Here is a 20,298-nt window from a genome sequence, read left to right as displayed (position 1 = left end):
CTTAAGAAATATCGGGTGGCGCCTGCCCGCAGCTGTCCGCGGCCGGGCGCCCCGGTCGTCAGACCCGTGCTGCGATGGCTTCCGCCCCGGCAGCGGTAAATTCGGCAATCCGCTCGCGGGGCGTGGCGTCGCTCACGAGCGCTTCTCCCACCAGGACGGCGTTGGCGCCGTTCGAGGCGTAATGCCGGACATCATCCGCGCCGCGCACTCCGGACTCGGCAACGATGACCGCTCCCTGCGGGATGCTGCCCGCGAGGGAGGCAAAAACGGAACGGTCGACGTCGAGCGTCTTGAGGTTGCGCACGTTGACGCCGATGATCCGCGCTTCCGCAGCGACTGCGCGCTCGATCTCCTCGGCCGTGTGCGTCTCCACCAGGGCGTTCATGCCCAGTTCACGGGTGAGCTGGCTGAAATCGCGCAGCTCCGCGTCGCTCAGCGATGCCACGATCAGCAGGACCAGGTCCGCGCCGTGGGCGCGGGCTTCCCAGATCTGGTATTCGTCAACCGTGAAATCCTTGCGCAGGAGCGGAACATCCACTGCTCTGCGGACGGCGTCGAAGTCGGCGAGGGATCCGCTGAAGCGGCGCTGTTCGGTGAGCACGCTGATGACGGAAGCTCCGCCGTCGGCGTATTGGACAGCCAGTTCGGCGGGATCGTCGATACTCGCCAGGTCGCCCTTCGAAGGGCTGCGCCGCTTGATTTCGGCAATGACCTTCAGCTGGTTCCGCGGCGAGGAATCCCCGCCGAGGGCAGCCCATGCGTCCCGCGCGGGCGCCGTCGCCGCGGCGCGTTCCTTCAGCTCGGCGAGGGACACCAGGCGCCGGCGGGCCTCCATGTCTTCCCGGGCGCCGGCATTGATGTCATCGAGGACAGTCACTGCTAGTGGCCGGAGTTCTTCAGCTTGCTGCCGTCCACGCCGTAGCCGGCCTTGCGCATGACCCAGCCGGCAAGCAGGCCGATCACCATCACGGCTGCGCCGGCAATGAAGATGGGCGTGCTGGCGATAACGAACGCGATGGACGCGATGAGTGCGCCGATCAGCATAACGATCACACACGTCCAGGCTGCCGGGCTGTTGCCGTGGCCGAGGTCTGCGCTGTGGTCGACGCCGGTGTTGACGTTTTCCGCAGCAGCGGATTTGGATGCGGAAACAGTGGCTTTGCTCATGGAAATCTCCTCAGGATGAATACTGCTTACATTCTGCCATTTTTTGGCGCTACCTTGGACATCGGCCGGGGACATCGGCGGGCCCGGCCTACGTGGGATCGTCGCCCCGGGACAGCCTGTCCCAGCTGTCGATCTCGTCCGCAGGGCCCTCGGGAGCGCCGTCCGTGCCGGCCGCTGCGGCGTCATACTTGGTCCGGGACTTCCAGTAACGTCCCGCCGGGATGATCAGCAGGGCTCCCAGCCCCAGCAGGACGCCGGCGACGACGGCGAGAGCGGGAAACGCGGAAACACTCACCTGCACGCTGCTCCCGGTGATCCCGGTCGCGGCCGCGATGGATCCCTGGGCAGCAGCAAGAGGGTCGGCCATGACCGTGACGGCCGCGGTCACGATGCCTGCCGAGGCCAGGACGATGATCGCTGTGATGATCCAGCGGGCGATCCGGCCGGCGATCGAGGCGGCCAGGCCGCCCGCCAGCGCCACCAGGGCCAGCGCGGTGACAGTGGTGGCTGCCTTGCTGCCCTGCACCTGGAGGCCGTCCTGGCTGCTGACCGCCTGGCCCAGCTGCGCCGGGTCAAGGTGGACCGTCAGCCACGTCTGGGTTGTGCTGCCGAAGGCCGCGAGGGCCATGGCGGCGATGATCAGGACCAGTGAGGACTTCCGCGCCCACACCGGGGCTCCGGTGCGACTGGCGGCCGGTTGGCCGGCCTCATGTTCCTGGCCGCCGTCTTCCCTGGCGCCGTCTTTCCGGACGCCGTCTTCCTGGACGCCCATCAGCGGTTTTCGCCCTGGCTGGGCGGACCGCCGGCGTCTCGGCCGGCTGTCCCTCCCGGCTCCGGAACGGAGTCGGCGGTGATGTTGTGCAGGGAACCGGCCGTGTGCACGGCACGCAGCGGCGCGGCAGCCTTGTTGACGGTTTCCAGGGCTTCCGTCGGGTTGACGGAGTCGGCCACGATGCCGCCGCCGGCCTGGACGTAGGCCCGGCCTTCGCGGAGCAGTGCGGAACGGATGGCGATCGCCATGTCCATGTCACCGGCGAAGTCCAGGTAACCCACCACGCCGCCGTAGATACCCCGGCGGTGCGGCTCCAGCTCGTCCAAAAGCCGAAGAGCGCGCGGCTTGGGGGCTCCGGAGAGCGTACCGGCGGGGAACGTGGCCTTCAGGACGTCGTAGGCCTTGGCGGCGGGGGCGAGCTTGCCTACCACCGTGGAAACCAGGTGCATGATGTGGCTGAAGCGCTCCACCTCCATGAACTGCGTGACATCCACCGTTCCGGCGACGCACACCTTGGAGAGGTCGTTGCGGGACAGGTCCACCAGCATGAGGTGTTCGGCGCGTTCCTTCTGGTCCGCCAGGAGCTCCTCGGCGAATGCCTTGTCCGCATCCACTGTCTTGCCGCGGGGACGGGAACCGGCGATGGGGTGGGTGATCACTTCCTCGCCCGTGACCGTCACGAGGGCCTCCGGGGAAGAGCCCACGATGGAGTACTGCCGGCCGGCGGCGTCCTCCAGGCTGAAGATGTACATGTACGGGCTGGGATTGGTGTTCCGCAGGACCCGGTACACGTCCAGCGGGTCCGCGCCGCATTCCATTTCGAAGCGGCGGGAGATGACCACCTGGAACACTTCACCGTCAACGATCGCTTCCTTGCCGCGGTCCAGTGCAGCGAGGTAGTCGGGTTCGTTCCAGCGCTCCTGCACGCTGGAGGCAAAGTCCAGCGCGGCAGGTTCCAGGACCGAAATCGGCTGCTCCACCGGCGTGCTGACCTTGGCCAGGAGTGCCTTGACCCGGGCCACGGCGTCGTGCCAGGCCTCGTCCACGCGCTCGGAGCTGTTGTCGAAGTTGATGGCGTTGGCGATCAGCAGGACGGTGCCGTCCATGTTGTCGTGCACCGCCATGTCGGTGACCAGGTTCAGGGCCATTTCCGGCAGCTGCAGGTCGTCTTCCGGCGGGCTGGTGAGCTTTTCCCAGTGCCGCACGGTTTCCCAGCCGAGGAACCCCACCAGGCCGGAGGTGAACGGCGGCAGACCGTCGAAGCGGTCGGTGCGGAGTGCCTCCACAGTGTCCCTGATGGCATCCACTGGATTGCCGTCCACGGGTACGCCGGCCGGCGGCTGGCCCAGCCAGTGTGCCTGGCCGTCCTTGGTGGTCAGGGTGGCACGGGACCTGGCGCCGATGAAGGAATAGCGGGACCATGCCCCGCCCACGGCGGCGGATTCCATCAGGAAGGTGCCGGGCTGGCCGTTCGCCAGCTTCCGGTAGAGCCCGATGGGCGTCTCCGCATCGGCCAGTACCTTGAGCCGGACGGGGATGACGCGGCTGTGGCTGGCGAGTTCCCGGAATTCGTCGAGGCCCGGGCTGATGATTCCAAGGTCCTGCATGGCTATGGTTGTCCGCCTGTTCTGAAGTGGTGCCTGGATCTTGTGGGTGGGGGTCCGGCCTGCGCCGCTCCCGGCTTGGAAAGTGCTAGCTGGCGTTCCCGGCGACGCTGGCTTCGCCGGAAACAACGGACAGCTCGCGGCCGTCGAAACAGGTCCGTGTGCCCGTGTGGCAGGCCGCGCCAACCTGGTCAACGCGGACCAGCAGGGCATCGCCGTCGCAGTCCAGCGCAACCGACTTGACCCATTGCACGTGGCCGGACGTATCGCCCTTGCGCCAGTATTCCTGCCGGGAGCGGGAGTAGAACGTCACCCTCCCGGTGGTCATGGTGCGCCGCAGCGCCTCGTCGTCCATCCAACCCAGCATAAGGACCTCGTTGGTGTCGAACTGCTGGACGATGGCCGCCACCAGGCCGGCGCCGTCGCGCTTGAGGGCGTCCGCCACATCGGCGGGAAGAACCCTTGTTTCGTGTGCAGCAGCGGGCGCGGCAGCGCGTGCAGTATCGGGTGCCGAAACGGGCGGTGCGTCGGGCGCTGAAACGGGTACTGGGGCGGGGGCGGGCTGCTCAGACATCAGACCAAGTCTAGTGCCTCACCGCAGTGTGACGATCAGCTCGAAATTCGCAACGCTTCCGCTGCGCAACTCGCCGCCTCTCGTGCTAGTTTCACAAGTGATGCATTTCGTCGATCCGTCCCGAGAAGTCCTGGCCGAAACCCTGTTGGCGGCCGGCCCTGACTCCCCCACGCTCTGCCGGGGCTGGCACACCCGTGACCTCGCCGCGCACCTTTACCTGCGCGAACGCAAGGCCGGCGTCGGGCTTGGCCTGATCATCAAGAGCCTCGCCAAAGCCTCCGATGAAGCCACCGCGAAACTGGCTGCGAAGGTCAAAACCCCCGAGGACTACACCCGGCTGGTCAACACCTTCCGCGGCGGCCCTCCGGCACTGTCGCCGCTGCGGATCAAGGCCCTGGCCGAAAGCTCCAACCTGATCGAGTACTTCGTGCACACCGAGGACGTCCGCCGTGCCGTGGACCGGTGGGCGCCGCGGGCCTTGGACGAGGAATATTCGGACGCGCTGTGGGACGAACTCGTCAAGCGCGCAGCCATCCTGTACCGCGGAGTCGACCTGGGCATCGTGCTGGTGCGTCCGTCCGGTCCGCGCCACGTCGCCAAGCGCGCCCCCGTATCGGTGGCCATTGTGGGCGAACCCGGCGAGCTGCTCATGCACGCCCACGGCCGGACCCGCCATGCGCTGGTCACCTTCGAAGGCCAGCCGGACGCCGTCGCGCTGCTGCAATCAGCCGAAGTCGGGCTCTAAATACCCTCGCCCTTTGAACCGTGCCCTTAAACGGCAAACGCGGGGCCACGTCGCGCCATCCGGTCAAAGGATGACAGCCCACGTGGCCCCGCGTTGCTGCCGGGGTCACCGCTAGCGGACTTCGAAACCCGCCGCACGGATAGCCGTCTTGACCTGCGAGATCATGTCGACCGGGCCGAAGTGGAAGATCGACGCCGCCAGGACGGCGTCCGCCCCGGCCGCGACGGCAGGCGGGAAGTGCTCGGGCTTTCCCGCACCGCCGGACGCGATGATGGGCACCTTGACGGCGTCGCGCACCAGTCGGATCAGTTCGATGTCGAAGCCGTCCTTGGTGCCGTCCGCATCGATGGAGTTGAGCAGGATTTCTCCGACGCCGCGCTCCGCAGCCTCACATGCCCACGCGATGGCGTCAATGCCGGTCCCCTGCCGGCCGCCGTGCGTGGTCACTTCAAAGCCCGACGCCGTGGGCTCGGATCCGGGACGGGTGCGCCGGGCATCGACGGAGAGCACCAGGACCTGGGAGCCGAAATGCCGGGTAATTTCGTCGATGACGTCTGGCCGGGCGACGGCAGCCGTATTGATGGAGGCCTTGTCCGCCCCGAAGCGCAGCAGCTTGTCCACCTCGGCAACGCCGCGGACACCGCCGCCGACCGTCAGCGGAATGAAGACTTCCTCAGCGGTGCGGCGGACAACGTCGAAGGTGGTCTCGCGGTTGCCTGAGGACGCGGTTACGTCCAGGAACGTCAGTTCGTCGGCTCCGCCGTTGTCGTAGCGGTGTGCCAGTTCAACGGGATCCCCGGCATCCCGGAGGCCCTCGAAGTTGATGCCTTTGACCACGCGGCCGGCGTCGACGTCCAGGCACGGAATGACGCGCACTGCTACAGCCATGATTGCTCCTGAGGATTCGCTGGAGGGGATTCGGTGAGGGCCGTTGTACGGGCCCGGATCAGATCCGGCAGGCGTGAATGCTGCTGACCAGGATGGCGCGGGCGCCCAGGTCGTAGAGCTCATCCATGATGCGGTTGGTTTCCTTCTTGGGAACCATGGACCGGACGGCAACCCATTCCGAATCGCGCAGCGGCGAGACCGTGGGTGATTCCAGGCCGGGAGTCAGGGCCGCGGCCTGCTCCACGAGTTCCTTGCGGATGTCGTAGTCCATCAGGACGTACTGCCGGGCGACCAGCACGCCCTGCAGGCGGCGGATCAGCACCTCGACCTCCTTGGCCGTGCCGTTCGCGGTACCTTCCTGGCCGGTGCGGCGGATCAGCACCGCTTCCGACTTGAGGATCGGTTCGCCGAAGATCTCCATCCCGGCCGCCTTCAGCGTGTTGCCGGTTTCGACGACGTCGGCAATCGCGTCCGCGACGCCGAGGCGCACCGATGATTCGACAGCGCCGTCCAGGCGGACAACTTTGGCGTTGATGCCGCGCTCGGCGAGGTAGCCGCGCAGGAGGCCGTCATAGCTGGTGGCCAGGCGCTTGCCTTCGAGCTGTTCGGCTGCGCTGAAATCGCCCACCGGGCCGGCGAACCGGAACGTCGAGGCGGCAAAGCCCAGCGGCAGCAGCTCTTCGGCTTCCACTTCGGCGTCGAGGAGCAGGTCGCGGCCGGTGATGCCGACGTCGAGCGTTCCCCGGCCGACGTAAACGGCAATGTCCCGCGGGCGGAGGAAGAAGAATTCAATGTCGTTATCCGGGTCCACCATGACCAGTTCGCGGGTATCGCGGCGCTGGCGGTAACCGGCTTCGGACAGCATGGCCGAAGCCGCTTCGGACAGGGATCCCTTGTTGGGGACGGCAACTCGCAGCATGGGGGGTCTTTCTGGGTTAGGAAGTCTTGGTTACAGGCAATCGGCCACGCTCAGCATGGCTACAGATGCTTGTAGACGTCTTCCAGGGTCAGGCCTTTGGCGAGCATCAGAACCTGCAGGTGGTACAGGAGCTGGGAGATTTCCTCGGCTGCGGCCTCATCGGATTCGTACTCGGCAGCCATCCAGACTTCGGCGGCTTCCTCCACGACCTTCTTGCCGATGCCGTGGACTCCGGACTCCAATTCTGCGACGGTGCGGGAGCCTGCCGGCCGGGTGGCCGCCTTCTCACTCAGTTCTGCGAACAGCGTCTCGAAATTCTTCACGCCCTCCAGCCTACTTGCTCCGGGCCTGACCCCGCCTGTCGGGCCGTTCCATGACGGCGCGGATGTGAGGCAACACACAGGACCGGAGCAAGCAGGACCGGAGCAAGCAAGGGCACGCCTTTACCGGTACTGCTTCAGGGTCACGGCGGTGGCCAGCGCAGCGGTGACGGCCTCGTGGCCCTTGTCCTCTTTGGAACCGGGCAGGCCCGCACGGTCCAGGCCCTGCTGTTCGGTGTCGCACGTGAGCACTCCGAAGCCAACGGGTACGCCCGTGTTGACGCTGACGTCGGTGAGGCCCATCGTGGCCGCCTCGCAGACGTATTCGAAGTGCGGTGTGCCGCCGCGGATCACGACGCCAAGCGCCACGACGGCATCGAAGTGCTTCGCCAGACGGGCGGCGGCCACGGGGAGCTCGAAGCTGCCTGGCACCCGCAGGACAGTGGGTTCGTTGATGCCGGCGTCCTTCGCGGCGCGGAGGGCGCCGTCCAGCAGCCCGTCCATGATCTGGGTGTGCCAGCTGGCGGCCACGATGGCCAGCTTCAGCTGCGACGTCTCCGCCGGGTCGAGGGTGGTGAGGTCAATCTCCGGTGCGCCGTGTCCACTCATTAAAAGTCTCCTGGTTCGTTCTCTGTTGGTCAGTCTTGTTCGGGTCAGTCTTGTTCGTGCTGGAAAGTGCTCTGGCTGCCGGCCGGAAGGACCGTCACCGGCTCGGCCGCCTGGGTGTCCAGGGTGAGCCGGTGGTCCATTCGGTCCTTCTTGGTCTGCAGGTAACGGATGTTCTGCTCGCGCGACGGCACCTCTGTCGGGACCATTTCCACCACGCTTACGCCGGCTTCCGCCAGTCGGTTCTGCTTGTCCGGGTTGTTGCTCAGCAACCGCACTTCCTGGAGGCCCATCTCGGCCAGGATCTGCGCTGCAGCGTTGTAGCGGCGGGCGTCAACAGGCAGGCCCAGCTGCTCGTTGGCTTCCACGGTGTCGAAGCCGGCTTCCTGCAGCGCGTAGGCCTTGATCTTGTTGGCCAGGCCGATGCCGCGGCCTTCCTGGCCCCGCAGGTAGAGCAGGGTTCCGCCCTCTTCATTGATCTTTTCCAGCGCGTACGCCAGCTGTTCGCCGCAGTCGCAGCGGTAAGAGCCGAAGACGTCTCCGGTCAGGCACTCCGAGTGCAGGCGGACCAGCGGCGCTTTTCCGTCGACCGGCGGGAGGGGGGAGCTGATCGCCAGGTGTTCCGCACCGGTCACCAGGTCCGTCCAGGCCTGTGCCACGAACTCGCCGAACTCACTGGGCAGCTGGACGATGGGACCCCCGCTCACCGGGTGGGTCCCCCGCTCTGCCCTGACCTCGTTTCGTGCCTCTGAAGTCGTCATCGTATCTCCTCACTCCCTGCCGGGACCGCTGCCTGTCCGGTGGTCTGCGCTGCTTCCAGGTATGCCACCAGATCCTCGATCGAGATCAGGGGGCAGCCATGTTCTGCTGCGAAGCCGCGAAGTCCGTCCAGGCGCATCATCTCTCCGTCGTCGTACACAACCTCCGCGATCACGCCCACCGGTTCCAGTCCGGCAAGCCGGCACAGGTCCACGGCCGCTTCGGTGTGGCCCGGACGTTCACGCACTCCACCGTTAACGGCGCGGAGCGGGAAAACATGCCCGGGGCGGGTGATTGATCCCGGTCGGCTTTCGGGATCCGCCAGCACGCGGGCAGTGAGTGCCCGGTCCGTTGCGGAGATTCCAGTGCTCACACCTTCGGCGGCGTCGCAGGACACGGTGTAGGCGGTGCCCTTGGAGTCCTCGTTGACCTCCACCATCGGCGGCAGCAACAGGGCGTCGGCCCGGGCGCCGTCGAGCGGTACGCAGATCACGCCGGAGCTGTAGCGGACGGTCCACCCCATCAGGGCTGGGGTGGCGTGCTGGGCGGCGAAAATGATGTCGCCTTCGTTTTCGCGGTCCTCGTTGTCCACTACGAGGACCGGACGACCGGCGGCCATGGCGCGGACGGCGTCTTCGATCGGGTCCAGCCCGGTCCTGGCGTCGGCCGGCTCATTAACGGACGGGGCGGACAGGGCGGCACCCAGGTTTTCGGGCGCGTGCTTGAGCTGGTTCACTTCGACTCCCCCGCTCCGGCTGCTGCGGTGCCGCCGGCGAAGGCGAGCAGGCGTTCGGTGTACTTGGCCAGCACATCAACTTCCAGGTTCACCCTGCTTCCAGGGCTCTTCGCCCCCAGCCCGGTTTCGGCCAATGTGGTGGGAATGAGGCCCACCTCGAACCACGGGGCGGATTCCGCGGCGTCGCTGACTGCCGTGACCGTGAGGGAAACCCCGTCGACGGCGATGGAACCCTTCTCGGCGATGTAGCGTGCCAGCCGCACGGGCACCCCGAACCGCAGCCGGTCCCAATTGCCCAGCCCCTCGCGTTCGAGGAGTTCGCCGACTCCGTCCACGTGTCCCTGGACAACATGTCCGTCCAGGCGTCCGCCGGCGGGAACGCAGCGTTCCAGGTTCACGGTGTCGCCGGCGTCGAGCTCTCCGATGGTGCTCCGGACCAGGGTCTCGCCCATGACGTCGACGCTGAAGTCCTTGCCGTCAATGGCGGTGGCGGTCAGGCACACTCCATTGACGGCCACTGAGCCGCCAAGTGCCAGTCCCTCGGTGCTGCCGGGCGCATGCAGGCGCACCGTGGCGCTGACGTCGCCGTTGCGTTCGACGGACAGGACCCTGCCCTGTTCGGCAATAATTCCGGTAAACATCAGTGGCCTCCTGTGGCGGTGCCCGCGCCGGTGCGGTGCGGTAGGGATTCGGGTACATGGGTTAGGGATGAAAAAAGTTCGGAGTCGGCCTCTTGGGCCGCGGCGCCTTCCTGGGGTGCCGGGGCCGGTTCACCCGGGAAGAGGTGCAGCCTCAGGTCCCGGCCGAGGGTCTGCACTGCTCCGCCGGACGCCTGGTCCCATTCCCAGCTCTGGGCCTGAGCCAGGGTGGTGATGCCGAGGTCACCGAGGGCTGCCGTGCCGGAGCCCAGCAGCGTGGGTGCCAGGTACACAATCAGTTCGTCCACCAGTCCGGCGGCGAGGAAGGCGCTCAGTATCCGGGAACCGCCTTCCACCATGAGGTGCCGGACACCGGCGGAGAAGAGTTGGTCCAGGGCCTCGTGCGGGTCGCGGGTGGGCAGGTGCAGCACGCGGCCGTCGTCCCCGTGGATCGCGGCGTCGGCGGGAATTCCGCGGAGCCCCATGACCGCCCGCAGCGGCTGGCTGCCGGCGGCTTCGCCCGAGGCGTCCCGGGCCGTGAGCCGCGGGTTGTCCACCAGGAGCGTTTGGGTGCCCACCAGGATGGCATCAACCCGGCTGCGGAGTCCGTGGTTGTCAGCAAGGGATTCCGGGCTGGAGATCCACTGGCTGGTGCCGTCCGCTGCCGCGATGCGGCTGTCCAGGGTCTGGGCGATGTGGAGGGTGACGAAGGGGCGCTTGGCGAGCACTGCTTCAAACCACCTGCGGTTCAGCTCGAATGCAGCCCGGGCGGACAGCCCGGAACGGACGTTGACGCCTGCGGCCCGCAGCGTTGCCGCTCCGCCCGCGGCCGGATCATGGGGGTCATCCACGGCGTACACCACGGAAGCGATGCCGGCATCGATGATTGCCTGGGCGCACGGCCCGGTCCGGCCGCAGTGGTTGCAGGGTTCCAGGGTGACCACCATGGTGGACCCGCTCAGGTCGATGCCCTTCATGGCTGCCTGGGCAATGGCGTCGGCCTCCGCGTGGGCGGTCCCGGCACCGCGGTGGTACCCGGTCACCAGCTGCTGACCGTCCGGTCCGACGACGACGGCGCCCACCAGCGGATTTGCCCCGCGGGGGCCCTGGAGCGCCGCGTCGAGGGCGGCCTCCATGGCATCGATCTCGGCAGCGCTGAATATGGCTGTTGTCTGCGGCGTCAAAGCGTCCGTCGTTCCTTCCCTCGAGAACCGCGTTGGCTCCGGGGGTATACGACAGCGCAATACCGCACCGCCCGAGGGGCGCTGCAGTAACAGCTGTACGTGCTTCTCTCATCCAGACTTTAACTGTCGGTACCGGAATTTCACCGGTTCAACCGTCCGCCGGAACAGCTCCTGGATAGGACCTGTGCCGGCTCGCGGGTCGCGGACTGTCACCGCCGGTTCGGACTTACACCGACCCCGGAGCACGTAGTGTGTCTTGTTATTCTGTCACAACTGAGTGACTGGTCCTGCTATTCCCGTCAGACTCCGTCATGATTCCGGGACGGCGTTCGCCCCGGCCGTCACCGGACGCGAGCCGGCTGCCCTCAGGCGCTCAATCGCCGTCGCGGGATCGTCCGCACCGTACACCGCTGACCCTGCGACGAAGACGTTCGCGCCTGCCTCGGCCGCACGGACAATCGTCTCCTCGGTGATGCCGCCGTCCACCTGCAGTGCCACACCGGTGCCTGCACCGTCGATGGCTGCCCGGGCACGCCTGATCTTGGGGAGGGTCAGGTCAAGGAATGACTGGCCGCCGAAACCCGGTTCCACGGTCATGATCAGGAGGAGGTCCAGTTCCGAAAGCATGTCCAGGTAGGGCTCCACCGGAGTGCCGGGGCGCAGCGCCATTCCGGCCTTCGCCCCGCGCGCCCGGAGTTCCCGCGCCAGTTTGATGGGCGCGATGGATGCTTCGACGTGGAACGTCACGGAGGCAACGCCAGCGTCGGCATACGCGGGTGCCCAGCGGTCGGCGTCGGCGATCATCAGGTGCGCATCCAGCGGTACCGGGCTGACGGCCTGGATGCGCTGGACCACGGGCAGCCCGAGGGTCAGGTTCGGCACAAAGTGGTTGTCCATGACGTCGACATGGACGGCATCGGCGTTGCTGATTCTGCGCAGCTCCGCCTCGAGGTTGACGAAGTCGGCGGAGAGGATGCTGGGGTTGATGCAGCACTGAGCCATGTCGGCTCCTTTCACTGAAGGCGGATCACTGAAGTCGGGGGATCAGGGTGTTGCGGAAGGGTCAGGGCTTTTTGTGGATGAGGGCCAGGAACATGGCGTCGGTCCGGTGCACATGGGGCCACAGCTGGGCCGTCAGTTCATGTCCGGCTTCAAGGTGGCCCGGCAGGCTCACCTTGTCCAGGACGGCGCCGGCGTCGAGCAGTTCGAGGTCATCGCGCTTGCGCAGGGCATCGGTGACGACGGCGGTTGTTTCCGCCGGGTGCGGCGAACAGGTTACGTAGGCCACCACGCCGCCGGGCCGGACGGCGTCCAAGGCTGACTTGAGCAGTTCGCGCTGGAGGGGGCCAAGGTCCGCGAGGTCCTTGGGAGTACGCCGCCATCTCGATTCGGGCCTGCGCCGCAGGGCACCGAGGCCGCTGCAGGGGACGTCGACCAGCACGCGGTCGAATGTTCCCGCCATTTCCGTGCCCACGTCGCGGCCGTCGCCGGTCCTGACATGCCAGACCTCGTGCGGGACAGCGGCAAGTGCCTGCCGCACCAGCTTGGCACGGTGCGGTGCGGGTTCGTTGGCCAGCAGGGTGGCTCCGCGCTGCCGGGCGAGTGCGCCCAGGAGGGCAGCCTTGCCGCCCGGTCCGGCACAAAGGTCAAGCCATTTTTCGCCCGCCTCGCCGTCGGCCGCCACGTCCGCCCGTTCCACACCAACACCAGCCAGGTCCACGGCAGCCATGGCGCGGGCCACCAGCTGAGAGCCCACATCCTGGACCCTGGTGCTGCCTTCGCGCACGGACGCCAGCCGGCCGAGGTCTCCTCCGCTGGAGAGCGCCGAGCCTTCCACGAGTTCGCCCGCGGTTGCTCCGCCGTCCAGCGCTTCGTCAAGGCTGCCCAGCCCGGGCAGGGCCACGAGGTTCACTACGGGGGCAGCGTTGTCCGCCTCGAGGAGTTCGTTGATTTCACTGACGGGGCGGCCGTGTGCCACGAGGGACTGCCTCAGGGCGCGGACAATCCACTCCGGGTGGGCGTAGCGGATGGAGGCGATCCGGGTTTCGTCCGTCTCGTCGCTGAGGAGCAGTTCCAGCCACTCCTCGAGGGTACGGGCGGAGACTTTGCGGAGAACAGCGTTGATGAGGGCCGACGGTCCGGCGCCAATCACGGCGCGGGCCAGCCCTACGGTCTGGTCCAGGGCAGCGTGCGCAGGGACGCGCATGGCCAGCAGCTGGTGGGCGCCGATGCGCAGTGCGTCCAGGATGGCAGGGTCCAGCTGGTCCAGGGGCCGGTCAACGCAGCGGGCCAGGACGGCGTCATAGGTGCCCTGGCCGCGGAGGGCGCCGTAGCTCAGCTCGGTGGCGAAACCGGCGTCCCGCTTGTCCAGCCCATGGTGGCGGATCCGGGCGGGCAGCACGAGGTTTGCGTAGGCATCTTCCGAGGCAACGGCACGCAGCACCTCAAAAGCCACGAGCCGGGCCGGATCAGCCCGGCGGGTGCGCTGGGAGGGGGCGTTCTCGGAAAAGTTCCGCTTCGGGCCGCGGTTGCGCTCCCGTCCCTGGGCGTCCCGCTGGCTGCCATGTCGGCTGCTGCCGGAGGGTTCCCCGCGCTGGCCACCGGCCTGCCTGCCTTCCTGACCGCCGCCGTGCCGGGGATCCTTGCCGCGGCCGCTGCCGCCCGTTCCGGACTCACTCATTCGAATACCACGCCTTCCAGTGCAGCCTGTCCGCGCGCCCAGTCGGCGGCGGCCATCATCTTTTTGCCCGAGGGCTGTATCCGCGTCAGCTCTACAGGGTGGGACCCTGTCCCTACCAGCACGCTTTTTCCGTTGAGCAGCACCTGTCCAGGCTTCAGTTCCGGGCCGTCCGTCCGGAGCACCACCGGTTCGAGCTTGACGCGCTGCCCTTCGAGGGTGGTCCATGCGCCGGGTTCGGGCGTGACGCCGCGCGCCCTGCGCCCAATCGCGAGAGCGGGTTCCTGCCAGTCGATCCGACCGTCATCGATGCCCAGTTTAGGCGCCAGGGACACGTCGCCCTTTTGGGGAACCGCTGCGGCCCGCCCGGAGTCAATGGCGGAGAGAGTCTGGGCAAGCAGGACCGCACCGCTGTGGGAGAGCCGTTCCAGGAGTTCACCGGCAGTGTCCTCAGGACGGACGGCCTCGGTGAGGGTTCCGAACACCGGGCCGGTGTCCAGCCCTTCCTCGAGATGGAACGTGACGGCTCCGGTGATGTCATCCCCGGCCATGACGGCGCGCTGCACCGGCGCGGCGCCGCGCCAGGCGGGCAGCAGGGAGAAGTGCAGGTTGATCCAGCCGTGCCGTGGCACATCCAGGGCCGCGCGCGGGATCAGGCCGCCGTACGCCACGATCGCTGCGACATCAGGCGCGACTGCGGCGATCCCTGCCGTCACTTCCGCATCCACCCTGGCAGCGTGGATCACGTCAATGCCCAGTTCGGCGGCGCGGGCGGCGACGGGCGACGGCGTCAGCACGCGTTTGCGTCCGATCGGCGCGTCCGGCCGGGTCAGGACGGCAACGACGTCAAAGCCTGCCTCCACCAATGCATTGAGGGACGGTACTGCGACAGCCGGCGTGCCGGCGAAGAGTACCCTCACTCGCCGGCGCCGAAACTGCCGCTGCCGAAGCTTCCGCCACCGAAGCTGGAGCCCACAGTCTTCGCCCGCTTCGACGTCGTCTGTTCGGTGATGGCGTCGTAGTTGGCATTGCGGATGGAGCGCAGCGCGGTCTTGCGATCTTCACCTTCGAGCCTGTCGGTGAAGAGAATGCCGTCAAGGTGGTCGGTTTCATGCTGGAAGCAGCGGGCAAGCATGCCCTCGCCTTCCACGGAGACGGGATTGCCGTGCAGGTCGACGCCGGTGACGCGGGTGGCGCGTCGGCGGCGGACGGGGAAGCCAAGACCCGGGATGGACAGGCAACCTTCCACTTCATCGGGCTGGAAGTCGTCGCTGTTCTCCAGCACGGGGTTGACGATGTGGCCCTCCACGCCGCCGATGCGGTAGGTAAAGACCCTCTTGCTGACTCCGACCTGGGGCGCGGCCAGGCCTGCGCCGTCAACGTCCTCCATGGTCTCCGTCATGTCCGCAACCAGTTTCGCGAGTTCCGGCCCGAATTCCGTCACGGGATCGGCAACTGTGCGCAGCACAGGGTCGCCGATGATGCGGATATTCAAAATGGCCATGTGCAATCTGTCCTTCGATGGGCGCTACGGGATCCAGTCCAGTTTAGTTGGCCGACTACCTTCCGGGCGCAGCCTGCAGCGCGGGCGGCGCCACGGGCAGCGACGGCGGCGCCACGGGAAGCAGCGCTGTGCCGGCGCTGACAGTGTCGGCGGACATTTCCCAGACCCGGCGGAGGGAGCAGAACTTCCACCAGTGGTGCTTGAGCACCTCCGGATTGGCGCGCATGGGCCGGACCTCAGTTTCGCCCACAGCGACCGCCAGGAGCACCGGGGACTCGCCGTGCTTCCAGGGCTCCCACTCCCCCGCGACGGGATCAACAAGGCTTTCCTCGGCCTTCATCCCTGCCACGAGCTGCATCACCACTTTGTCGTCCAATGGCTTGACGGTGCCGTCCCTTGTGGTGCCCTTGGTTTTGTAGTCGATGATGCAGGTCCTGCCATTGATCTTTGCCACGAGGTCAAGGGTGCCCGCATAGCCGACTGTCTTGTTCCAGACCGTGACTTCGGGTGCAATGGGCTCCACACCAAAGAGTTCCCACCACTCATCAAAGCGCGCGGCGAAGGCTTCCTCGCCGTTTGCGGCCAGGGCCTCCCGCATTTCCTTCATCTGGTGGGGCCGCCCGAGGGCCCTGAGCGCAACCTGTTCGCAGTAGTTGTGCACCCGGTCCCCGCGCTTCGCGGCGTCGTCGCGGTAGGTTTCAGCGGCCTTTGCTGCCCGGCTGACCGCCTGGCGGACTTTGGCCGGGCTTCCCAGGATGGCGGGGAGCGACGGATCGCTGGCAAGGCTGTTCGCCCCCATGTACCCGAACCACCCGTCAAGGCCGTGCGGCTGCTGGCCGATGACCGTAGTAATGGACGGAACGGAGAATGAGTCGGATGTGGAGCGTGCGTACATCCGCCCGTATTCCGTGGCGTGGGCAAGGAGTGGATCAGTCATGCAAATACTCTTTCATGAAGGGCTGACAGGAATACGTGCGTGAAGTGCCGGCGGGAACAGGCCGCCCGGAAAGCGAAATGGCCCGTCCCGCTGATTCAGCGGAACGGGCCATTCATTGGTGGGCGATACTGGGTTCGAACCAGTGACCTCTTCGGTGTGAACGAAGCGCGCTACCACTGCGCCAATCGCCCCAATGCCATTGAATGCTAGCCCACCCTGGCGGCATTTGGAAATCGGGACGTCCGACGCCGGCCGTGCACCCTATTGCGTCACTGTTGCGCCGCCGGACACGAGGGGCAGGAGGCCGAACAACGGGCCGGAATTACACGCCTGTAATTAGTAAAATCCTCTAGATTTCAAGGAAACGAAGCCATCCGGCGTCGTCGGCGCGGCCCCGATTTGTAAGTTCCCTGAACCTCCTATAGAGTTCTTACTCGTTGGAACGCGAGGAAATGCCGAATGCGGCACGGAAATGCTGACAATACTGCGGACGTAGCTCAGCTGGTAGAGCACCACCTTGCCAAGGTGGATGTCGCGAGTTCGAATCTCGTCGTCCGCTCGCAGGACACTGTCAAGGCAAAGATTCCCAGGAATCTGGCTTACACGGTGGGTTGGCCGAGAGGCGAGGCAGCGGCCTGCAAAGCCGTATACACGGGTTCGAATCCCGTACCCACCTCGGTGAAAACCTTGGTTTCCGGTTAATCCCGGAGGACATTTGGGCGATTGGCGCAGCGGTAGCGCGCTTCCCTGACACGGAAGAGGTCACTGGTTCGATCCCAGTATCGCCCACCAGAGCAAGGCAACTTGCTTGTTGTTGAACGGCCGGTAGCACCGGCACGTACTTCATGTGCGGACGTAGCTCAGCTGGTAGAGCACCACCTTGCCAAGGTGGATGTCGCGAGTTCGAATCTCGTCGTCCGCTCTCTTTTCTTTAATGGCGCAACACCCCCGGCTATGCCGGATGTTTCCGCCGAACCCGCCGGATTCTTCCGGTTGCGGGCGATTGGCGCAGCGGTAGCGCGCTTCCCTGACACGGAAGAGGTCACTGGTTCGATCCCAGTATCGCCCACCACGAAGCAGCTCTCCGGAGCTGCTTTTTTGTTGCCTGAATGCAGCGTCGGGAGCCGGGACAATGCATCCCGGAGCAAGGCAGGCACCGGCGCGTGCCCTTGGCACACCCATTGTCTGGGGCTAGGATCGAATGCGGAGGAGCGATCTGGCTCCGCGACAGAAGGGAGGTGCCCGTGGGTATTCTTGACGATCTGAAGGGCAAGGCTCAGCGACTGGTTGGTGGCAATGAACAGGCCATCAAGGACGGCATCGGCAAAGCCGGTGATTTCATCGACGCAAAGACCGGCGGAAAGTACGCCGATAAGATCGATACCGTCCAGAAGGGCGCAGCCGGCCTCGTGGATAAGGCCGACCAGAAGCCGGAAACGGCTCCTGTCGAAGAACCTCCCGTCGCCGGAGAGCCACCTGTAGCCGGGGAACCCCGGCAGCAGGGCCTCTAACCCAGGAACGTCAGCGAGGTGCCGGTCCCGCCGTGAGGCGGCGCCGGCGCCTTTGGCGTTTAAACGCGGTGTTTAGCCGGCGGCGCTAAACGCAGTCCCTAATGGCTAGGACGGTTCGTGGTTCTGCCCCTCGCGCGCCAGCGCCGTCAGCCGGGAAACCGCCCGGTAGTACTTCTTGGTGTAGCCGCCGGTCATCATCTCGTCGGTGAAAAGCTGGTCGAAGGGGACGCCGCTGGCGAGGATGGGAACATCCTTGTCATAAAGCCGGTCCGCCAGCACCACGAACCGCAGTGCCACAGCCTGCTCGGTAATGGTTTCCACGTCACGCCACACCACGCCCTCGATGCCGGCCAGGAGCTGCCGGTACCGGCTCGGGTGGACACCGGCAAGATGGTTGATCAGGGTCTTGAAATCATCCCGTGCCACCGTCTTGCCGTGGAACTCCGCCTGCATGTGGTGGGTCAGGTCTTCGTTCTTCAGCGGAGCCGGAGCTGCCGGTAGTCCGCGGTGGCGGAAGTCCTCGCCGTCGATCCTGATTACGTCGAACTGGTCTGCCAGCACCTGGATCTCCCGCTGGAAGTCGACGGCTGCGAACCGTCCGTCGCCGAGCGATCCGGGGAGCGTGTTCGAGGTCGCCGCGAGTTTGACGCCGGCGTCGGCCAGTTCGCGCATCAGCCGCGACATCAGGACGGTATCGCCCGGGTCGTCGAGCTCGAACTCATCGATGCACACCAGCTTGTAGTGGCTGAGCGCCTCCACGGTCTTCCGGAACGAGAGCGCCCCCACCAGGTTGGTGTATTCGACGAACGTGCCGAATGCCTTGGGGCCCGGGGCCGCGTGCCACAAGGACGCCAGCAGGTGGGTCTTGCCCACGCCGAAGCCGCCGTCGAGGTAGATCCCGGCACGGGAATTGTCCTTCTTCGCAAAAAGCTTCTTGAAGAGACCGGAGCTGCCGTTTGCGCCGACGCCCGTCGCGAAGGACGCCAGCGCCGTCACTGCTCCGGCCTGGCTGGGCTGCGAGGGATCCGGCCGGTAACTGGCGAAGGAAACCCCTCCGAAGCGCGGCGAGGGATAGAAGCCCTTGAGGAGTTCATCCACGGAAACCGCCGGTGTCCGCGCGGAGAGCTGTTCGATCTGTACCAAGGTGGTCCGTTCTGCTGGTCTCGTGTCCCCAGAAAGGATACCGGCAATGCAGCGCCGGGTTCATAGGGCGGAGAGTCCACGTGACGAAGGCCATATTTCCCTCTGTGAACCCAGAGGCGCAAATACTTCCGGCCCGTGGCTAGTGTTGGAACTGGCCCGGCCGCAGCGACGCCTCCCGGTGGCATGGGTCCCCTGACCGTTTCAGTGAAAGGCCATCTCAATGTCCTACCCAGTTGAACAGAACGACAAGTTCTCCGCGTACGCGTACCCCGAACGTCTCGTTTCCACCGAATGGCTGGCGGCAGCCCTCGACGGCGGCGCCCTGGCCGACGGCAAGCTCGTGGTGGTGGAGTCCGATGAGGATGTCCTGCTTTACGAAACCGGCCACATCCCGGGGTCCGTCAAGATCGACTGGCACACCGACCTGAACGACGAGGTCACCCGGGACTACGTTGACGGCAAGGCGTTCGCGGCCCTGGCAGCGGCGAAGGGCATTTCGCGGGACAGCACCGTGGTGATCTACGGTGACAAGTCCAACTGGTGGGCTGCCTACGCACTGTGGGTTTTCACACTCTTCGGCCACGAGGACGTCCGGCTGCTCGACGGCGGCCGGGACAAGTGGATCGCCGAAGGCCGTGCCATTACCACCGACGTTACCGCCCCCTCCCCTGCCGAATACCCCGAGGTGGAGCGCAAGGATGCCCCCATCCGCGCCTTCAAGGAAGACGTGCTGGCGCACTTCGGCAAGCCGCTGATCGACGTCCGCTCCCCCGAGGAATACACGGGCCAGCGCACCCACATGCCTGCCTACCCCGAGGAAGGCGCCCTGCGCGGCGGCCACATTCCCACGGCGGCGTCGATCCCCTGGGCACGCGCGGCTGCCGAGGACGGCACCTACCGGAACCGCGGCGAACTGGAAGCCCTCTACCTCGGCGAAGCCGGCCTCAAGGAAGGCGACGACGTCGTGGCGTACTGCCGCATCGGCGAGCGTTCCAGCCACACCTGGTTCGCGCTGAAGTACCTGCTGGGCTTCGACACCGTGCGTAACTATGACGGCTCGTGGACCGAGTGGGGCAACGCCGTCCGCGTGCCGATCGCCAAGGGCGCCGAGCGCGGCACGGTACCGGCGTAAACTGGACTCGATGAGTAACCAAACCCTTCCCGCCGCGCTGGCGGAAATAGTTGACGACTTCCAGGCCCTCACCGAACCCGAGCGGCTGCAATTGCTGCTGGAGTTCTCCCAGGGGCTCCCTGAGCTTCCGGACCGGTTGAAGGACCATCCGGAACTGCTGGAGCAGGTCGTCGAATGCCAGTCACCCCTGTTCCTGACCATTGAGACGGAAAAGCAGGATCCAGGTTCTCCGGAGAGCGTACGGCTGTTCTTCAAGGCGCCGCCGGAAGCGCCGACCACCCGCGGCTTCGCGGGTGTCCTGCACGAAGGCCTCGACGGCCTGACGGCCCCTGAGATCCTGGCAGTGCCGGATGACATGCCCGAGCTCCTGGGGCTCACGCGTGCCATCACTCCCCTGCGGATGCGGGGCATGACGGCCATGCTGGGACGGATCAAGCGCAAGGTCGCGGCGTCCGCCGCGCTAAAGGCCTAGGCCGGAAGGC

At 66.4% G+C, this 20,298-nt stretch carries 23 protein-coding genes, 6 tRNA genes and 1 riboswitch; of the genes, 9 read left to right on the top strand and 20 right to left on the bottom strand.

Translation table 11 applies throughout. From position 1 onward, the window contains the following. Positions 1 to 58: 58 nt before the first annotated feature. From trpC to hisI, 5 genes are all read right to left on the bottom strand, one after another. Positions 59 to 877 carry an indole-3-glycerol phosphate synthase TrpC gene (gene trpC, locus J2S97_RS16845; protein ID WP_307051089.1) on the bottom strand — a complete coding sequence of 273 codons (819 nt, stop codon included), beginning with the start codon at positions 875 to 877 and terminating at the stop codon, positions 59 to 61. Positions 878 to 879: 2 nt separating this feature from the next. Further along, complete coding sequence (locus tag J2S97_RS16840; protein ID WP_307051088.1) at positions 880 to 1,167, bottom strand: HGxxPAAW family protein; 288 nt, start codon at positions 1,165 to 1,167, stop codon at positions 880 to 882. An 88-nt stretch (positions 1,168 to 1,255) separates the two neighbouring features. After that, positions 1,256 to 1,939 carry a Trp biosynthesis-associated membrane protein gene (locus J2S97_RS16835; RefSeq protein WP_307051087.1) on the bottom strand — a complete coding sequence of 228 codons (684 nt, stop codon included), beginning with the start codon at positions 1,937 to 1,939 and terminating at the stop codon, positions 1,256 to 1,258. Continuing rightward, entirely contained in the window at positions 1,939 to 3,546 is a 1,608-nt protein-coding gene (locus J2S97_RS16830; protein WP_307051086.1) for an anthranilate synthase component I, read from the bottom strand. The genes J2S97_RS16835 and J2S97_RS16830 overlap by 1 nt, the downstream gene beginning before the upstream one ends. A gap of 85 nt (positions 3,547 to 3,631) precedes the next feature. Beyond that, positions 3,632 to 4,117, bottom strand: coding sequence for a phosphoribosyl-AMP cyclohydrolase (hisI, locus tag J2S97_RS16825; RefSeq protein WP_307051085.1), 486 nt, complete (start codon positions 4,115 to 4,117; stop codon positions 3,632 to 3,634). 100 nt (positions 4,118 to 4,217) lie between these two features. On the opposite strand from hisI, the gene J2S97_RS16820 reads away from it, so the two are divergent. After that, positions 4,218 to 4,862 carry a TIGR03085 family metal-binding protein gene (locus J2S97_RS16820; RefSeq protein WP_307051084.1) on the top strand — a complete coding sequence of 215 codons (645 nt, stop codon included), beginning with the start codon at positions 4,218 to 4,220 and terminating at the stop codon, positions 4,860 to 4,862. Positions 4,863 to 4,973: 111 nt separating this feature from the next. Here J2S97_RS16820 and hisF read toward each other — a convergent pair whose 3' ends face one another. The 14 genes from hisF to J2S97_RS16750 form a co-directional block, all read right to left on the bottom strand. Next, a complete protein-coding gene (hisF, locus tag J2S97_RS16815; RefSeq protein ID WP_307051083.1) occupies positions 4,974 to 5,750 on the bottom strand; it encodes an imidazole glycerol phosphate synthase subunit HisF in 777 nt (258 codons plus the stop codon). Between the two features lie 58 nt (positions 5,751 to 5,808). Next, a complete protein-coding gene (hisG, locus tag J2S97_RS16810; protein WP_307051082.1) occupies positions 5,809 to 6,669 on the bottom strand; it encodes an ATP phosphoribosyltransferase in 861 nt (286 codons plus the stop codon). A 59-nt stretch (positions 6,670 to 6,728) separates the two neighbouring features. Continuing rightward, positions 6,729 to 6,992: a phosphoribosyl-ATP diphosphatase gene (locus tag J2S97_RS16805; protein ID WP_028270786.1), complete on the bottom strand. Its 264-nt coding sequence runs from the start codon at positions 6,990 to 6,992 to the stop codon at positions 6,729 to 6,731. 120 nt (positions 6,993 to 7,112) lie between these two features. Further along, positions 7,113 to 7,598, bottom strand: coding sequence for a 6,7-dimethyl-8-ribityllumazine synthase (ribH, locus tag J2S97_RS16800; RefSeq protein WP_307051081.1), 486 nt, complete (start codon positions 7,596 to 7,598; stop codon positions 7,113 to 7,115). A 44-nt stretch (positions 7,599 to 7,642) separates the two neighbouring features. Continuing rightward, on the bottom strand, positions 7,643 to 8,356 hold the full coding sequence (ribA, locus tag J2S97_RS16795; protein ID WP_307051080.1) for a GTP cyclohydrolase II: 714 nt from the start codon (positions 8,354 to 8,356) through the stop codon (positions 7,643 to 7,645). Further along, positions 8,353 to 9,048, bottom strand: coding sequence for a 3,4-dihydroxy-2-butanone-4-phosphate synthase (ribB, locus tag J2S97_RS16790; protein ID WP_307051161.1), 696 nt, complete (start codon positions 9,046 to 9,048; stop codon positions 8,353 to 8,355). The genes ribA and ribB overlap by 4 nt, the downstream gene beginning before the upstream one ends. A 38-nt stretch (positions 9,049 to 9,086) precedes the next feature. Beyond that, positions 9,087 to 9,731, bottom strand: coding sequence for a riboflavin synthase (locus J2S97_RS16785; RefSeq protein WP_307051079.1), 645 nt, complete (start codon positions 9,729 to 9,731; stop codon positions 9,087 to 9,089). After that, positions 9,731 to 10,864: a bifunctional diaminohydroxyphosphoribosylaminopyrimidine deaminase/5-amino-6-(5-phosphoribosylamino)uracil reductase RibD gene (ribD, locus tag J2S97_RS16780; protein WP_307051160.1), complete on the bottom strand. Its 1,134-nt coding sequence runs from the start codon at positions 10,862 to 10,864 to the stop codon at positions 9,731 to 9,733. Before ribD ends, J2S97_RS16785 begins: the two co-directional genes overlap by 1 nt. 144 nt (positions 10,865 to 11,008) lie before the next feature. After that, a riboswitch (FMN riboswitch) is annotated at positions 11,009 to 11,161 on the bottom strand. A 60-nt stretch (positions 11,162 to 11,221) separates the two neighbouring features. Continuing rightward, positions 11,222 to 11,914: a ribulose-phosphate 3-epimerase gene (gene rpe / locus J2S97_RS16775; RefSeq protein ID WP_307051078.1), complete on the bottom strand. Its 693-nt coding sequence runs from the start codon at positions 11,912 to 11,914 to the stop codon at positions 11,222 to 11,224. Between the two features lie 61 nt (positions 11,915 to 11,975). Then, positions 11,976 to 13,592 (bottom strand): RsmB/NOP family class I SAM-dependent RNA methyltransferase, encoded by a 1,617-nt coding sequence (locus J2S97_RS16770; RefSeq protein WP_307051077.1) that lies wholly within the window; start codon positions 13,590 to 13,592, stop codon positions 11,976 to 11,978. Then, entirely contained in the window at positions 13,589 to 14,509 is a 921-nt protein-coding gene (gene fmt, locus J2S97_RS16765) for a methionyl-tRNA formyltransferase (protein ID WP_307051076.1), read from the bottom strand. The genes J2S97_RS16770 and fmt overlap by 4 nt, the downstream gene beginning before the upstream one ends. Continuing rightward, a complete protein-coding gene (gene def, locus J2S97_RS16760) occupies positions 14,506 to 15,093 on the bottom strand; it encodes a peptide deformylase (protein WP_307051075.1) in 588 nt (195 codons plus the stop codon). Before def ends, fmt begins: the two co-directional genes overlap by 4 nt. Before the next feature lie 55 nt (positions 15,094 to 15,148). Further along, the gene (locus J2S97_RS16755) at positions 15,149 to 16,030 is read right to left on the bottom strand and encodes a PD-(D/E)XK nuclease family protein (RefSeq protein WP_307051074.1); all 882 of its coding nucleotides are present in this window, start codon (positions 16,028 to 16,030) and stop codon (positions 15,149 to 15,151) included. Positions 16,031 to 16,146: 116 nt separating this feature from the next. Continuing rightward, positions 16,147 to 16,221: transfer RNA gene (locus J2S97_RS16750), tRNA-Val, on the bottom strand. A 295-nt stretch (positions 16,222 to 16,516) separates the two neighbouring features. On the opposite strand from J2S97_RS16750, the gene J2S97_RS16745 reads away from it, so the two are divergent. From J2S97_RS16745 to J2S97_RS16720, 6 genes are all read left to right on the top strand, one after another. Next, positions 16,517 to 16,589: transfer RNA gene (locus tag J2S97_RS16745), tRNA-Gly, on the top strand. A 46-nt stretch (positions 16,590 to 16,635) separates the two neighbouring features. Then, positions 16,636 to 16,706: transfer RNA gene (locus J2S97_RS16740), tRNA-Cys, on the top strand. Positions 16,707 to 16,747: 41 nt separating this feature from the next. Then, positions 16,748 to 16,822: transfer RNA gene (locus tag J2S97_RS16735), tRNA-Val, on the top strand. Between the two features lie 57 nt (positions 16,823 to 16,879). Continuing rightward, positions 16,880 to 16,952: transfer RNA gene (locus tag J2S97_RS16730), tRNA-Gly, on the top strand. 75 nt (positions 16,953 to 17,027) lie between these two features. Next, positions 17,028 to 17,102, top strand: a tRNA-Val gene (locus tag J2S97_RS16725). 172 nt (positions 17,103 to 17,274) lie between these two features. Continuing rightward, entirely contained in the window at positions 17,275 to 17,541 is a 267-nt protein-coding gene (locus J2S97_RS16720; protein ID WP_307051073.1) for an antitoxin, read from the top strand. A 105-nt stretch (positions 17,542 to 17,646) separates the two neighbouring features. Here the strand turns inward: J2S97_RS16720 and zapE are convergent, their stop codons facing one another. Beyond that, a complete protein-coding gene (zapE, locus tag J2S97_RS16715) occupies positions 17,647 to 18,684 on the bottom strand; it encodes a cell division protein ZapE (protein WP_307051072.1) in 1,038 nt (345 codons plus the stop codon). Positions 18,685 to 18,904: 220 nt separating this feature from the next. Between zapE and J2S97_RS16710 the strand changes: the two genes are divergently transcribed. Then, the gene (locus J2S97_RS16710) at positions 18,905 to 19,816 is read left to right on the top strand and encodes a sulfurtransferase (RefSeq protein ID WP_307051071.1); all 912 of its coding nucleotides are present in this window, start codon (positions 18,905 to 18,907) and stop codon (positions 19,814 to 19,816) included. Between the two features lie 10 nt (positions 19,817 to 19,826). Further along, on the top strand, positions 19,827 to 20,288 hold the full coding sequence (locus J2S97_RS16705; protein ID WP_307051070.1) for a SufE family protein: 462 nt from the start codon (positions 19,827 to 19,829) through the stop codon (positions 20,286 to 20,288). The last annotated feature ends 10 nt before the right edge of the window (positions 20,289 to 20,298 follow it).

This window comes from Arthrobacter oryzae (assembly GCF_030812315.1).
GTDB lineage: Bacteria > Actinomycetota > Actinomycetes > Actinomycetales > Micrococcaceae > Arthrobacter > Arthrobacter oryzae_B.
The sequence above is the reverse complement of the archived record's forward strand: the minus strand, read 5'-3'. Positions and strand labels throughout refer to the sequence as shown.